Here is a 13,737-nt window from a genome sequence, read left to right on the forward strand (position 1 = left end):
CAATAGGCCCATGCACCGTCGAATCACCGGAAAGCTCGTCATCGCCACCCACAATCCCGGCAAGCTCGCCGAGATGCGGGAGCTGCTGGCGCCTCACGGCGTCGAGGCGGTGTCGGCCGGCGAGCTCGGCTTGGGCGAACCTGAAGAGACCGGCAACGATTTCCGCAGCAATGCCGCGATCAAGGCGATCGCCGCAGCACAGGCGACCCGCCTTCCGTCCTTCGCCGACGATTCCGGCATCGTGGTCGACGCGCTCGACGGCGCGCCCGGCATCTACAGCGCCCGCTGGGCCGGACCGTCGAAGGATTTCGCCGCGGCGATGGCGCAGATCGAACGCCTTTTGCAGGAGCGCGGCGCCACCACGCCTGACAAGCGCAAGGCCCATTTCGTCTCGGCACTCTGCGTCGCCTGGCCCGACGATCACCTCGAAGAGGTCGAGGCGCATGTCCACGGCACGCTGGTCTGGCCGCCTCGCGGCACCGCCGGTTTCGGCTACGACCCGATGTTCCTGCCCGACGGCCACGCGCGCACCTTCGGCGAGATGACTAGCATCGAGAAGCATGGCCTGCCGCCGCTTGGCCTTGGCCTGTCGCACCGCGCCCGCGCCTTCGTGAAACTGGCGGAGATCTGCCTTGAGCCGCGCTAATAAGGATGCGTTTGGCGTCTACGTGCATTGGCCGTTCTGCCTGTCGAAGTGTCCCTATTGCGACTTCAACAGCCATGTCCGCCACGCCGCGATCGACGAGGCGCGGTTTGCGAGCGCCTTCGCCCGCGAGATCGCAACCACGGCCGAGCGCGCGCCCGGCCGCGAAGTGACGTCGATCTTCCTCGGCGGCGGCACGCCGTCTCTGATGCAGCCGTCAACCGTCGGCGCCGTTCTCGATGCGATCGGCAGGCATTGGAGCGTCGCCAAGGACGTCGAAGTGACGCTGGAAGCGAACCCGACCAGCGTCGAAGCCACGCGCTTCGCAGGCTATCGCGCCGCCGGCGTCAATCGCGTTTCGCTCGGCGTGCAGGCGCTCGACGATGCCTCGCTGAAAGCTTTGGGCCGCATGCACAGCGCGCGGGAAGCGCTCGATGCCGTCGCCATCGCGCGCCGCTCGTTCGACCGTTACTCGTTCGACCTGATCTACGCCCGCCCCGACCAGACGCCTGACATGTGGGCCGATGAATTGCGCCTCGCCATCGGCGAAGCCGCCGAGCATCTGTCGCTCTATCAACTCACCATCGAGGAAGGCACGCCGTTCTTCGGCCTGCATCAGGCCGGCAAATTGAAGACGCCGGACGAATCGATCGCGCGCGCTCTCTACGACGTGACGCAGGAGACCTGCGACAAGCTCGGCCTGCCCGCCTACGAGATTTCCAACCACGCGCGGCGCGGTGCAGAGTGCCGGCACAATCTGGTGTACTGGCGCGGCGAGGAATATGCCGGCATCGGCCCCGGCGCGCATGGCCGCCTCGACATCGACGGCGTGCGCCATGCCACCGCGACCGAGAAGCGTCCCGAAGCCTGGCTGATGCGCGTCGAAAGCAGCGGCCACGGCGTCGTCACCGACGATCTCCTCAACAGCGAAGAACGCGCCGACGAATTCTTGCTGATGGGATTGCGCTTGGCCGAAGGGATCGACCCCGAGCGCTACAAGACACTCTCCGGCCGCCCGCTCGACCCCCGCCGTATCGCGCTGCTGCGCGAGGAAGGCGCGATCACCGTCGATGCGACGGGCCGCCTGCGCGTGACCAGCAGCGGATTCCCGGTGCTGGATGCGGTGGTCGCGGACCTCGCCGCTTAGCGAGATCTCGTAGGCTGGGCAAAGGCGCACTTGCGCCGTGCCCGCGATCTCTCTCGATCACGAAAAATGCGTGGGCACGCTTGGCTTTGCCCATCCTACGGCACCGTCGTCCTGGGCTACGCCCCAAAGCTCTTCGGCGAGCCTGCGACCGCCACACCGCCGCCGGTCGTCACCTTCATCACCGCAAGGCCCCGCTCATTGGTGCCGTCGGCGCGGAAGCGGAACAGGCCGTCGATGCCGGCGAAGCCGGAAGGATTGGTGAGCACGTCGGACGAGAAGCGCGTCGTGCCTTGCGTGCGCGCGAGCGCGGCGACGAGCGCGACGGCGTCATAGGCGAGCGTCGCGGTGCGGATCGGCTCGGCGCCGTATTTGGTGCGATAGCGGCCGGAGAAGGCGCGGAAGCCGGCCGGATCCGGCGCAGCGTAGAGGCCGCCTTGCAGCGCGGGGCTGGCATAGACACGTGGATTGTCCCACAGGCCGGTGCCGAGCATCTGGATGTTGCGCAGATTCGCGCCGGCCGCAGTCATCGCATCCGCGACCGCGACGACGGCATCGCCATCATCGGCGATGAACAGCGCATCCGCACTGCCGAGCTGCTGCGCAACGTTGCGCGCCGGCGTGGCGCGATCGGCGCCGTATTTCTCGAATGCGACGATGCGGCCGCCGCGGCGCGGCACCGCGGCCTTCACCGTGGCTTCGACCACGTTGCCATAGGCATTGTCGGGCACCAGCACGGCGACCGAGCGTTTCCCGATGCCGGCGGAATATTCGATGATGCGATTGACGTCGGACTCCGGCAGGAAGCTCAGCAGGTAAACGCCGCGGCCGGCGATGCTCGAATCGGTCGAAAACGCGATCACCGAGATGTTGCGCGTGCGCGCGACCTGCGCCACCGCCGGCACCGATTGGGCGAACAGCGGCCCCAGAATGATCTCGGCGCCTTCGTCGACCGCCTGCTGCGCGCCCGCTTGCGCGCCTTGCGGGCTGCCATTGTCGTCCTTGATCAGGAGCTGGATGTTCGGATTCTGGAACTCGGCCAGCGCCATCTCCGCGGCGTTGCGCATGGATTGCGCGGCGAGGCCGGCATTGCCGGCGGCCGAGAGCGGCAGGATCAGCGCGACCTTGACCCCGCCGGTGCCGGCCGTGGTGGCCTGCTGCGGCGGGCCGGCGGGCTGAGCCGGTGGCGCGGAACTTGAGAACGGACTGGAGAACTGGCTCAAACTCTGCTGCACGCCGGCGCAGGCCGAGAGCAGGGGCGCGCCGAGCAGCAGGCCGAGCGCGCTTCGCCGGGTCGCCCTTGATATCAGGGGCCCCTGAACGGGAGACTTTGGATGACGCGGGCCCTGCATGGCAGCTTCTCTTCTGACCGGCCGTTGCCAGCCCGTCACAACATTCGTCACGTTTGCCGCGACACAAGCCGCGGATTCAGACATATTGTCGGCAAATAGTTAACCAAAACAAAAGGATAATGACCGCTGAAGGCAGCGTTCCTCCCGTCCTGGCCAGCCATTCGCCGCCCCTTGCGCAGCATCAAGGCGGCGTTTCCGCCGCCAATATGGCGTGAGCGCTTCATTCCCTCTCGAATGCAATCCAGTTGGATCACATTCCCGTCTTTCCTCGCCCCTTGCCTCGGCACGATCTTTTTCGGAGGACCAGTTCCCAGCCCTCCAGATCGTACCTAAGTTGACCTTATTATGCGCGCAAAGCCGGCCCCGATAAATACGCCTGAAGCCCTAGACCCCGCCGCGCGCGGCTTCTCGATCGATGCCCATCGCATCACGGTACCAAAGGCCGTGCCCGGCCTTCATCTGGTCGCAACCCCGATCGGCAACCTCGGCGACATCACGCTGCGGGCGCTGCAGACTCTGGCCGGCGTCGACGTCATTGCCTGCGAGGACACGCGCATCACGCGCCGGCTGACCGAGCGCTACGCCATCGCGGCGCCGCTGAAGCAATACCACGAGCACAATGCGGAAGCCGCACGGCCAAAAATCCTGGAAGCGCTTGCGGCAGGCGGTTCGATCGCGCTGGTCTCGGATGCCGGGACACCGCTGATCTCCGACCCCGGCTTCAAGCTGGTGCGAGAGGTCTGTGCGGCCGGCCATGCGGTCCATGCGCTGCCCGGTCCGTCCTCGGTGCTGGCGGCGCTGTCTGTCGCGGCGCTGCCGACCGATCGCTTCTTCTTCGAGGGCTTTCTGCCGGCGAAGTCGGCGGCGCGGAGGTCACGCCTTGCGGAACTCGCGCGCATCGATGCCACGCTGGTGATGTTCGAATCGGGAAATCGGATGCAGGACACCTTGACCGATCTCGCCGAGATCATGGGTGATCGCGATGCCGCGGTCTGCCGCGAGCTGACAAAGCTGCATGAAGAAGTCAGGCGTGCGCCCCTCGCCGAACTGGCGCGACAAGCAGATGCGCCCGAGACGCGCGGCGAGTTCGTGTTGGTGATCGGGCCGCCCGCCGCGGATGCCGACGTGCTGACATCCAATGCGCTGGACGATCTCCTGCGCGAACAGCTTGCCGCGCACAGCGTCAAGGATGCCGTGGCGCATGCGGTTGCTCTCTCGGGGCGACCGCGCCGCGAGGTCTATGCCCGCGCGCTCGAGCTCGCCAAGGACCTGCGGGGCGGCGATGGCGAAGAGTGAGGTCCCGGCGGAACCGAAAATGGCCTCGCCCGCGCGTGTCGCCGCGTTCCGGACCGGCATTTCCGCCGAGAGCCGAGCCGCCGCCTACCTCATGGCGAAGGGCTACCGCATTCTCGCCAAACGCTACCGCACGCCGCATGGCGAGATCGATCTGGTGGCGCGGCGCCGCAACCTGATCGCCTTCGTCGAGGTCAAGGCGCGCGCCAGCCTCGACGAGGCCGCCTATGCCGTGACACCGCGCCAGCAGCAGCGCATCATCGACGCCGCGCAGGGCTGGCTTGCCGCGCATCCCGAGCATGCGGAATTCGAATTGCGATTCGACGCCATGCTGATTGCGCCACGCTCGCTTCCACGCCATGTGTTGGCGGCATTCGACGCCTCGACCTGAAAGGCAGACCATGAAACTGAACGTTGCCGTCCAGATGGACCCCATCGCCCGCATCAACATCAAGGGCGATTCGACCTTTGCGTTGCTCCTGGAGGCGCAGAAGCGCGGCCACGGCCTGTCTTATTACACGCCCGACAAGCTCTCGATGGTCGGCGAGGAGATCGTTGCGCCCGTGCAGCTGCTCACCGTGCGCGACGACGCCGGCGATCATTTCACCCTGGGCGAGCCCAAGCGCGAGGCGCTGAACGGCTTCGACGTGGTGCTGCTTCGCCAGGATCCGCCGTTCGACCTCGCCTACATCACCTCGACGCACCTGCTCGAACGCATCCATCCGAAGACGCTCGTGGTCAACGATCCGGCCTCGGTGCGCAATGCGCCGGAAAAGCTGTTCGTGATGAACTTTCCGCAGCTGATGCCGCCGACGCTGATCTCGCGCGACATGGATGAGATCAACGCGTTCCGCGACAAATACGGCGCCGTGGTGATGAAGCCGCTGCACGGTCATGGCGGCGCCGCGGTGTTCCGCGTGATGCCGCAGGACATGAATTTCGGCTCGCTGTTCGACATGTTCTCGGTCACCTTCAAGGAAGCCTGGGTGATCCAGCAATTCATCCCCGAGGTGAAGCACGGCGACAAGCGCATCATCCTGGTGAACGGCGAGTTCGCCGGCGCCGTGAATCGCGTGCCTGCCGCCGACGACCTCCGCTCCAACATGGTGCGCGGCGGCGCCGCGCAGGAGACCGAGCTGACACCACGCGAGCGCGAGATCTGCGCCACCGTTGGTCCTGCGCTGCGCGAGCGCGGCCTCTTGTTCGTCGGCATCGACGTCATCAACGGCAATCTCACCGAGATCAACGTGACCTCGCCCACCGGCATCCGCGCCATCGCACGGCTCGGCGGCCCCGACGTGGCCGCGAAGATCTGGGACGTCATCGAGCAGAAGCGAAAGAAGTAGGTACCCGCGTAACTCGGACGGAGCGCATTTCGCCAAGGGATCGATTCCCGGATTTCGCTGCGCTCCATCCGGGCTACGGGCATCGATACAAGTGCCCCCGGCCTTTCACTAACCACACGTTCACCATAGCGCCCTGCGTGAAACTACGGGGCCACTGGCCGAGCGAATAACGCGCCGTTCACCATCTGCCTAAAACGCGGGCCGTCACGCGACATCACACTCGGTCTCGCAACATCCCTTATACTTTTACTCCCTACTCATCGATGCGGGGGAACCCGCCACGTGCGGTCCGAGTGCCCCGCGTATGAGTAGAGCGTATGAACACCGCACGCATTGTCGTTCTCGTCATCGCACTGGGCGCCGGCGGCGTCGCTGCGTATCTGGCGAGCAGCTACGACAAACAGCTCGCGCCCGTTGCTCCGGTGGCCGAGAAGCTGCCGACGGTCGAGGTGCTCGTCGCCAAATCCGACATCCAGCTCGGCCAGGCCGTGAAGGCGGAGGATCTGCAATGGCAGACCTGGCCGCAAGCGACCGCCAGCAGCGCCTTCATCCGCCGCGACTCCAGGCCCGACGCGCAGACCCAGATCGCCGGCTCGATCGCGCGCGTGCCCTTGATGCAGGGCGAGCCGATCCGCGACCAGAAGCTGGTGAAGGCCGACGGGTCCGGCTTCATGGCCGCGATCCTGCCGTCAGGCATGCGGGCCGTATCCACCGAGATTTCAGCCGAGACCGGAGCCGGCGGCTTCATCCTGCCGAATGACCGCGTCGACATCGTGCTGACACGGCGCCTGAAGAATCCCGATACCAACGGCCCGACCGCCGGCAACGACCTGGTCGTCTCGGAGGTCGTCCTGACCAACGTCCGGGTGCTCGCGATCGACCAGGCGCCGAAGGAAAAGGATGGCCAGAACGCCGTGATCGGCAAGACCGTCACGCTCGAGCTCCGGCCCGACCAGGTCGCGACGCTCTCGGCCTCGCGTCAGGGCGGCACGCTGACGCTCGCGCTTCGCAGCATCGCCGACGCCAACGCAGCCGACAATTCGGCCGAGGACCTCGCGCTCAAGCAGCATCAGACCGGCGTGAACGTGATCCGCTACGGCGTATCGGCAAGACAACTGACGTCACAGAAGTGATGGGGACAGCATGAAGGACGGGGGATATCGGACGGGCCTGCGCATTCGGGGGAAGCGCGCCGGCTCGTTCTGGGCGGGGGTGATGCTGATGCTGGGGCTGATCGCAGCCCCCGATCTCGTTCGCGCCGCGGATGCGCCGGTCGGAGACCAGGCGCCGATGCAGGCGCCGGATCTCGGCGTGTCGACGGTCGCGACCATCGCACCCGCCAGGACACGCTTCCTGTCGCTCGGCGTCGGCAAGTCGGTCGTCATCGACCTGCCGCGCGAGGTCAAGGATGTGCTGGTGGCCGATCCCAAGATCGCGAACGCGGTGATCCGTTCGTCGCAGCGCGCCTATATCATCGGCGCCCAGGTCGGCCAGACCAACGTGGTGTTCTTCACCGCCGACGGCCAGCAGGTCGCCGCCTACGACATCGCCGTGAAGCGCGATCTCAACGGCATGCGCGCGGCGCTGCGGCAGTCGATGCCCGGCGTGCAGATCGAGGGCGTGGGCGACAGTGTCATGCTGACCGGATCGGTGTCGAGCCCGGTCGAGGCCCAGCAGGCGGGCGACGTCGCCGCAAAGCTGGTCGGCGGCGCGGACAAGGTCGTCAACAACATCGTCGTGCGCGGCCGCGACCAAGTGATGCTCAAGGTCGTCGTCGGTGAAGTCCGTCGCGACATCGTCAAGCAGCTCGGCGTCGATCTCAGTGCCAGCCTCAACGCCGGCACCGCGGTCGTGAATTTCAACAACTCCAATCCGTTCTCGGTCTCGGGCGGCCCGATCGTCAGCAACAACGGCCTCGGCGTCACCGGCCTCGCCAAGGGCGTCGCCACCGTCAACGCCACGATGCGCGCGATGGAAAGCGCGGGCGTGATGCGGACGCTGGCCGAGCCGAGCCTGACGGCGATCTCGGGTGAATCCGCGACGTTCGTCGCCGGCGGCGAATTCCCGATTCCCGGCGGCTACGCCTGCGATCCGGTCACGCACGTTTGTACCACCCAGGTCACCTACAAGAAGTTCGGCATTTCCCTGAACTTCACCCCGGTCGTGCTTAGCGAGGGCCGCATCAGCCTGCGCGTGATGACCGAGGTCTCGGAGCTGTCGAATACGAATTCGATCACCTTGACGCAGGCGGTGTCCGCGAACTCGAACAACTCGATCACGATCCCCTCGCTCCAGACCCGCCGCGCCGAGACCACGCTGGAAATCCCGTCGGGCGGCTCGATGGCGATGGCCGGCCTGATCCAGCAGCAGACCAAGCAGGCGATCAACGGCCTGCCCGGCCTCGACCAGGTGCCGATCCTCGGTGCGCTGTTCCGCAGCCAGGACTTCGTCAACAACGAGACCGAGCTGATGGTGATCGTGACGCCCTACGTAGTGCGCGCGGTCGCCCAGAAGGAATTGTCGCGGCCCGACGACGGCTTCGCGCCGTCCTCGGATGCGCAATCGGCGCTGCTCGGCCGCATGAACCGCCTCTATGGCATCGCAGCGCGCCGCATTGATCCGATCGACGGCGCCAGCGGGGATTTCGGCTTCATCATCGACTGACACGAACGTTTGGGGACCGGGCAGGACACGGGAAGAGGGGACCAGGCGATGACGAAGACATCCGCCGATCGACGCCGCAATTTGCGCATCGCGCTCGCGCTGACGGGGCTCTCCGTCATGCTGGGAGCCTGCAACACCACCGGTGACGTCGTCACCACCCAGACGGTGCCGACCGACTACCGCATGCGCCACCCGATCGCGGTGCAGGAAGGCAAGCGTTCGATCGTGATCTTCGTCGGCAAGGCGCGCGGCGGGCTCTCGGACGCACAGCACGCCGACGTGATGGGCATTGCCCGGGACTGGGTGCGGGAAGGCACCGGCTCCGTCGTCGTCGACGTGCCCATCGACACCGCGAATGCGCGCGCCGCGGCAGCGACCTATCACGAGATCCGCGCCGTGCTCGGCGGCGGCGGCGTGCCGTCGCGCGCCATCGTCCAGCATCCCTATCGCCCGGAAGATCCCGGCCTGCTGCCGACCATCCGCCTCAGCTATTCCAAGATCACCGCGGTCGCCGGCCCCTGCGGGCTGTGGCCCGAAGACGTGGGGCCGTCGATCCTCGACCCTGGCTACAACGAGAACCGGCCCTACTTCAATCTCGGCTGTGCCAGCCAGCGCAACCTTGCGGCCATGATCGACAACCCCGCCGATCTCGAGCAGCCGCGCGCCGAGACGCCGGCCTATACCGCACGGCGCGACATTGCCTTCGACCGCTACCGCAAGGGCATGACGACCACGACCACTTATTCCGAGGCTGACAAGGCCAAACTCAGCGAAATAGGCAGATGACTGAGATCCACGACGACGAAGCGGACGATCCGCAGCACCCCGAGGAACACATTGCGCCGGTTCCCCGCATCTCGGTGCAGGCCTTTTGCGAGACCGAGCAAACGCTCAAAGCGGTGACTGCGGCCGGCGAGGATCGCCGTCTCGCCAAGGCACATCTCACCGCGAAGAGCGGCGGCCTCGCCGCTGCAATCGAAGTCTATGAAACGATGCCGACGCCGAACGTCATCGTGATCGAATCCGACGGCACCCGGGATATTCTCGAAGGCCTCGACGATCTCGCCGGCGTCTGCGATCCCGGCACGCGCGTGGTGGTGATCGGCAATCCGAACGACACGGCGCCCTATCGCGAGCTGGTGCGCCGCGGCGTCAACGACTACGTGGTCGGGCCGGTCGAAACCATCGACGTGGTACGCTCGATCTGCAGCCTGTTCTCGGCGTCGGAAGCCATCATCACCGGCCGCATCATCGCGGTGGTCGGCGCCAAGGGCGGCGTCGGCGCGTCCACCGTCGCGCACAACGTCGCCTGGACCATTGCGCGCGACCTCGCGCTCGATTCCGTCGTGATCGATCTCGACCTCGCCTTCGGCACCGCCGGTCTCGACTACAACCAGGATCCGGCGCAGGGTATCGCCAATGCGGTGCTGTCGCCGGATCGGCCGGACACGGCCCTGATGGAGCGCCTGCTCGCCAAATGCAGCGAGCATCTCAGCCTGCTGGCCGCGCCCGCCACGCTCGATCGCGTCTATGATTTCGGTGCGGAAGCATTCGATGCGATCTTCGATACGCTGCGCATGACCACGCCCTGCATCGTGCTCGACGTGCCGCATCAATGGTCGGCCTGGACCAAGCGCGCGCTGGTCAATGCCGACGACATCGTCATCGTGGCCGAGCCGGACCTCGCCAATCTGCGCAACACCAAGAACATGCTGTCAGTGCTCAAGACGGCACGGCCGAACGACCGGCCGCCGCTCTACTGCATCAACCAGATCGGCATGCCCAAGCGGGCCGAGATCGACGTCAAGTCCTTCGCCAAGACGATGGAAGTCCAGCCGCTTGCAGTGATTCCGTTCGATTCGAAGCTGTTCTCGACCGCAGCCAATAACGGCCAGATGATCGCGGAGGTCTCCAAGAGCCATCGCACCACCGAGCTGTTCCAGACCATGGCCAATCGCCTCGCCGGCCGCGGCGAGGTGCGCAAGCCGAAGCGCTCGCTGCTGGGGCCGCTGCTTAAGAAGCTGAAGGCAAGAACCGGACGCGGATCGGCGCCGCATCGCAAGGCGTCATAGACGCACTTAAAAAAGAGCGGATTACTTGTCCGCCCGCTGCTGCTGCTTCTTGGCCAGCAGCTGGCGCAGCGCCGTGATCTTGGCTGCGGCCTGGTCCGGCGGCAGATCGGCCTTCACGAGGATTTCGGCCTCGCTCTCGCGGCCCTCCAATCCCAGCACCAGCGCGAGATTGGCGCGGATCCGCGCATTGTTCTGATTGCGCTGATAGGCGCGGCCGAGCACCTGTTCGGCCTTCGGCAGATTGTTTTGCAGCACATAGGACAGGCCCAGATTCGACAGCACGCTGGGCTCGTCCGGCACGATCTTCAGCGCGGCCGCATAATATTGCTGCGCTTCCTCGTTGCGACCGAGCTGATCGAGCACCGCACCCTGTGCCGACAGAATGCGCCAGTCGGGATCTTCGGGCGTATGGGCCCGGCTCAGCACGTCGAAAGCCTGCTGGAAATTGCCGTTGTCGGCGAGCGCGCGGCCGTAGCCGGCGAGCAGCGCCTTGTTGCTGGGATGGCCGAGCACGGCCTGCTCCATCACCGCGACGGCCTGGGCGCGCTGGCCGCTCTCGCGCAGCGCCTTGCCGTAATCGAGAGCGATTTTGGGATCGTTTGGCTTGGCGCGGTAGCGCTCGCGCAAGCCGTCGATTTCGCGCCCGCCGTCGGCCGTCGCCGCCGGTTCCGACTTGCCGCCGAGCGCGCCGGTGACGTCCTCCAGGCTCGTGGTCTGGCAGCCACCGAGGGCAAGCACCGCGAGCGCGGGGAGCAGGAATCTCGCCGGGGAAGAGGCAAGGAACGAACGCTTGGACATACTCTGATCACCGCCGGCGGACTGATCAGAGATGCTTTGCCGATTAACGCTAAAGTCCCGTTAAGAAACCGGCCGGTTCGGCTCAGTCGGTGAATTCCGCACCGAATTCGCAACCGATGCGCCAGCGCAGGCGGCACTGACGCGAATAGTCCGGCGCGAAGATGATGGTGAATTGCGGCGGCACCTCCAGGAATTCCGCCACGACCTTGACGCCCCCGTCCGAGATATCCGTGATGGTGCAGTCTCGCGGCAGCGAGCCCGCGCCGAAATGAATCTTGGCCAGCCGGCTGCACACCCGTCGTTCGCTTCTGCGGCGATTTGCAAGCATTTTGACTTCTTCACCCGTTAGATCACGGCCCATCCCGCAGCCTTAGGAGTAGCGGACATTCGTTGGAATGTGCTGAGCGTTGCCGCTCGCATTCGAGGCGTAATGTCCGGAGCGCGTTTACGATCGCTTAGGGCTCGCGGCGGCTGCGATTTCGTTCCCGTATTGTTCTTGCCAGACCCGCCGCTTCCTGCTACCCTTGATTGTGCAAGAGGGCAGCATGGTTCAGCGGGTTTCGACAGTCGCCTTTGAGGGGATCGAGGCCCGTGCGGTCGATGTGCAGGTGCAGGTCGCGCCCGGCCTGCCGGCCTTCGCAAATGCCAGTTGTCAATGACAACTCAATTCAGTCTGCCCCGCAGTTTTCGTATGAGTTCCTGCAGTTCCTCTATGTCGTCGTCCGTTAAGAAGCCGATTTGAGCGGTGAGCCGTCGCTGCTGGCGGCGATGAGGGTGGCCAGGAAGAGGCACCAGAGAGCTCTCAGCCATGCGAGGATGCGCCGGAAGTTATGGCCGACGGCGGAGAGGATGACGTTGGCCGCATCGCCGGCGCGGCCTTTGAGGTAGCAGCGGCCGAGGTGACCATCGGCCTTCAGGTGTCCGATGATGGGTTCGATGGCGGAGCGGCGGCGCAGCTCGCGCTTGATGACCCCGAAGACGCCGCGCTTCTGGCCGGAGATGAAGACACGGCGCGGGTTCTGCGCGTCATGGCCGCGGTATCCCTTGTCGACATAGGCCCGCTCGATCGCACAGCCGGTGAGTGTCTCGGTGCGGTCGATGACATCCCGCAAGGTGTGACCGTCGTACGGGTTATCCGGTAGCGCCCTGGCGTGCAGCACGAACAGGCCGCCGGGAGCCCGGCGGTTGTTGGTGACGATGGAGGCTTTGACCCCGAACTCGTAAGGGGCGGCTGCTTTGCCCTTGCCGATGCACTCGACCTCCGGAGCGTGGAAGGAATAAAGCTTCCAGCCGCGCTGGCGCTGCTGCTGCGAGCGGATCTGGGAGGCCCGGCTGAGCGGGAGGACGAAGGCGTTCTCGAGCACGGTCTGACCTTCGATCTTGCGGCGGATATCGCGGATGATCCGGCCCAGCCGGCTGCGCAGGATGCGCAACTGCCGCTGATGCCGCTTGAATTGCTTGGCATGGGCGTAGCGCCCCGCCATCATGGCCGCGGTCTTGGCAATGCGAAGATAGGACTGCCGCAGCCTGACCCCGTGCTTCCTCGCCAGACGGTTGAGCCCCTTGATCGCGGCGTGCAAGAGCTTGGCATCGGTCGGGAAGGTGATGGCCTTCGGCTGCACGGTGGTATCGACCGTGACCCGCTTGAGGTCCTGACTGCGCAACGCGCCGGCCTCGTGCGCCACCCGCAGGCTCTCGGCCAAGAGCAGCTCCAGCTTGTCGCCGAGCCGCTTGCGCCAGTGGCTCAGGTCCGAGCGCTCGTGCGGGAAGGCGTGCTGAAAGAACTCTTCGCCGGTGAAGTACTGGAAATACGGGTCGTGGACCCAGCGCTCGCACACCCCCTCATCGGACAGGCCGTAAATGTGCTTGAGCAGCAGCAGCCCGATCATGAAGCGGGTCGCGATCCCCGGCCGGCCGTTCTCGCTGTAGAGCGGCGCGATCTCGCCGTCGACCCAGTCCCAATCGACCTTGCCGGCGAGCTGAACCAGCTCGTGCTTCATGTTGATGATCTGGTCCAGTCTGGCCCGGAACAGATCGCCAGATCCCGTCGTCCTTTGCTTCTTCGGTCGCATCGCCACCTCCGATGCGACGACGGAATCATGACTGGCGATTCGACGGAATCCTGAAAATGAAATCGCAAGGTTCCGAGGCCCGAAGCATCAAATCCCTGCAATCCCAAAACAGCCCACAACGATAAATGCGATTCTACCTCAATCGCTTAGCCGCTCCTCACGGACGACTATGTCCTCCTCAATGATCCGCCGTGCCTCCTCGACGCGCGAAGGCTTGGGTTTGGGCTTGGACTGAGGCACTTCAGGGGGCCGGTTCATAGTCGGATGCTGCAACCCGTTCGGCACGGAGCCTTGATCCAAATCAACGGGTCCCCTTTCTTCTACCGGGCCCCTTACCTGATTGCCCGGGCCTT

At 65.6% G+C, this 13,737-nt stretch carries 13 protein-coding genes and 1 pseudogene; 10 read left to right on the forward strand and 4 right to left on the reverse strand.

The annotated features are described in order from the left end of the window. Positions 1–10 precede the first annotated feature (10 nt). Both rdgB and hemW read left to right on the forward strand, forming a co-directional pair. Positions 11–646, forward strand: a complete 636-nt coding sequence (gene rdgB / locus X265_RS00845) for an RdgB/HAM1 family non-canonical purine NTP pyrophosphatase (RefSeq protein WP_128963198.1) — start codon at positions 11–13, stop codon at positions 644–646. Then, complete coding sequence (gene hemW, locus X265_RS00850; protein WP_128963199.1) at positions 633–1,790, forward strand: radical SAM family heme chaperone HemW; 1,158 nt, start codon at positions 633–635, stop codon at positions 1,788–1,790. Before rdgB ends, hemW begins: the two co-directional genes overlap by 14 nt. Positions 1,791–1,906: 116 nt before the next feature. On the opposite strand, the gene X265_RS00855 is transcribed toward hemW, so the two are convergent. Continuing rightward, positions 1,907–3,139, reverse strand: a complete 1,233-nt coding sequence (locus X265_RS00855; RefSeq protein WP_188637429.1) for a penicillin-binding protein activator — start codon at positions 3,137–3,139, stop codon at positions 1,907–1,909. Positions 3,140–3,484: 345 nt separating this feature from the next. On the opposite strand from X265_RS00855, the gene rsmI reads away from it, so the two are divergent. From rsmI to X265_RS00890, 7 genes are all read left to right on the forward strand, one after another. After that, on the forward strand, positions 3,485–4,435 hold the full coding sequence (gene rsmI, locus X265_RS00860) for a 16S rRNA (cytidine(1402)-2'-O)-methyltransferase (protein WP_128963200.1): 951 nt from the start codon (positions 3,485–3,487) through the stop codon (positions 4,433–4,435). Beyond that, entirely contained in the window at positions 4,422–4,823 is a 402-nt protein-coding gene (locus tag X265_RS00865) for a YraN family protein (RefSeq protein ID WP_128963201.1), read from the forward strand. The genes rsmI and X265_RS00865 overlap by 14 nt, the downstream gene beginning before the upstream one ends. Positions 4,824–4,833: 10 nt before the next feature. Then, complete coding sequence (gene gshB / locus X265_RS00870) at positions 4,834–5,778, forward strand: glutathione synthase (RefSeq protein ID WP_128963202.1); 945 nt, start codon at positions 4,834–4,836, stop codon at positions 5,776–5,778. Positions 5,779–6,095: 317 nt separating this feature from the next. Continuing rightward, the gene (gene cpaB / locus X265_RS00875; RefSeq protein ID WP_128963203.1) at positions 6,096–6,911 is read left to right on the forward strand and encodes a Flp pilus assembly protein CpaB; all 816 of its coding nucleotides are present in this window, start codon (positions 6,096–6,098) and stop codon (positions 6,909–6,911) included. 10 nt (positions 6,912–6,921) lie between these two features. Beyond that, complete coding sequence (locus X265_RS00880) at positions 6,922–8,442, forward strand: type II and III secretion system protein family protein (protein ID WP_128963204.1); 1,521 nt, start codon at positions 6,922–6,924, stop codon at positions 8,440–8,442. Between the two features lie 48 nt (positions 8,443–8,490). After that, entirely contained in the window at positions 8,491–9,228 is a 738-nt protein-coding gene (locus X265_RS00885; protein ID WP_128963205.1) for a CpaD family pilus assembly protein, read from the forward strand. Continuing rightward, positions 9,225–10,514 carry a CpaE/TadZ family protein gene (locus X265_RS00890; protein ID WP_128963206.1) on the forward strand — a complete coding sequence of 430 codons (1,290 nt, stop codon included), beginning with the start codon at positions 9,225–9,227 and terminating at the stop codon, positions 10,512–10,514. The genes X265_RS00885 and X265_RS00890 overlap by 4 nt, the downstream gene beginning before the upstream one ends. 21 nt (positions 10,515–10,535) lie before the next feature. Here X265_RS00890 and X265_RS00895 read toward each other — a convergent pair whose 3' ends face one another. Both X265_RS00895 and X265_RS00900 read right to left on the reverse strand, forming a co-directional pair. After that, a complete protein-coding gene (locus tag X265_RS00895) occupies positions 10,536–11,312 on the reverse strand; it encodes a tetratricopeptide repeat protein (RefSeq protein ID WP_128963207.1) in 777 nt (258 codons plus the stop codon). 82 nt (positions 11,313–11,394) lie between these two features. Next, the gene (locus X265_RS00900) at positions 11,395–11,640 is read right to left on the reverse strand and encodes a PilZ domain-containing protein (protein ID WP_011083489.1); all 246 of its coding nucleotides are present in this window, start codon (positions 11,638–11,640) and stop codon (positions 11,395–11,397) included. A 217-nt stretch (positions 11,641–11,857) separates the two neighbouring features. Between X265_RS00900 and X265_RS42195 the strand changes: the two are divergent. Continuing rightward, positions 11,858–11,953 (forward strand): annotated as a pseudogene (locus tag X265_RS42195) (ATP-binding protein); the annotation flags it as partial. Between the two features lie 84 nt (positions 11,954–12,037). On the opposite strand, the gene X265_RS00905 reads toward X265_RS42195, so the two are convergent. Continuing rightward, positions 12,038–13,384 (reverse strand): IS5 family transposase, encoded by a 1,347-nt coding sequence (locus X265_RS00905; RefSeq protein WP_128963208.1) that lies wholly within the window; start codon positions 13,382–13,384, stop codon positions 12,038–12,040. Between the last annotated feature and the right edge of the window lie 353 nt (positions 13,385–13,737).

It is taken from the genome of Bradyrhizobium guangdongense, assembly GCF_004114975.1.
Classification (GTDB): Bacteria; Pseudomonadota; Alphaproteobacteria; order Rhizobiales; family Xanthobacteraceae; genus Bradyrhizobium; species Bradyrhizobium guangdongense.

Excerpts from the sequence above, each read along its gene's own strand:
- X265_RS00865 (WP_128963201.1), top strand. The coding sequence starts at position 4,422 with ATGGCGAAGAGTGAGGTCCCGGCGGAACCGAAAATGGCCTCGCCCGCG.
- cpaB (WP_128963203.1), top strand. The coding sequence starts at position 6,096 with ATGAACACCGCACGCATTGTCGTTCTCGTCATCGCACTGGGCGCCGGC.
- rsmI (WP_128963200.1), top strand. The coding sequence starts at position 3,485 with ATGCGCGCAAAGCCGGCCCCGATAAATACGCCTGAAGCCCTAGACCCC.
- X265_RS00880 (WP_128963204.1), top strand. The coding sequence starts at position 6,922 with ATGAAGGACGGGGGATATCGGACGGGCCTGCGCATTCGGGGGAAGCGC.
- gshB (WP_128963202.1), top strand. The coding sequence starts at position 4,834 with ATGAAACTGAACGTTGCCGTCCAGATGGACCCCATCGCCCGCATCAAC.
- X265_RS00890 (WP_128963206.1), top strand. The coding sequence starts at position 9,225 with ATGACTGAGATCCACGACGACGAAGCGGACGATCCGCAGCACCCCGAG.
- X265_RS00900 (WP_011083489.1), bottom strand. The coding sequence starts at position 11,640 with ATGCTTGCAAATCGCCGCAGAAGCGAACGACGGGTGTGCAGCCGGCTG.
- X265_RS00855 (WP_188637429.1), bottom strand. The coding sequence starts at position 3,139 with ATGCAGGGCCCGCGTCATCCAAAGTCTCCCGTTCAGGGGCCCCTGATA.
- X265_RS00885 (WP_128963205.1), top strand. The coding sequence starts at position 8,491 with ATGACGAAGACATCCGCCGATCGACGCCGCAATTTGCGCATCGCGCTC.
- X265_RS00905 (WP_128963208.1), bottom strand. The coding sequence starts at position 13,384 with ATGCGACCGAAGAAGCAAAGGACGACGGGATCTGGCGATCTGTTCCGG.
- X265_RS00895 (WP_128963207.1), bottom strand. The coding sequence starts at position 11,312 with ATGTCCAAGCGTTCGTTCCTTGCCTCTTCCCCGGCGAGATTCCTGCTC.
- rdgB (WP_128963198.1), top strand. The coding sequence starts at position 11 with ATGCACCGTCGAATCACCGGAAAGCTCGTCATCGCCACCCACAATCCC.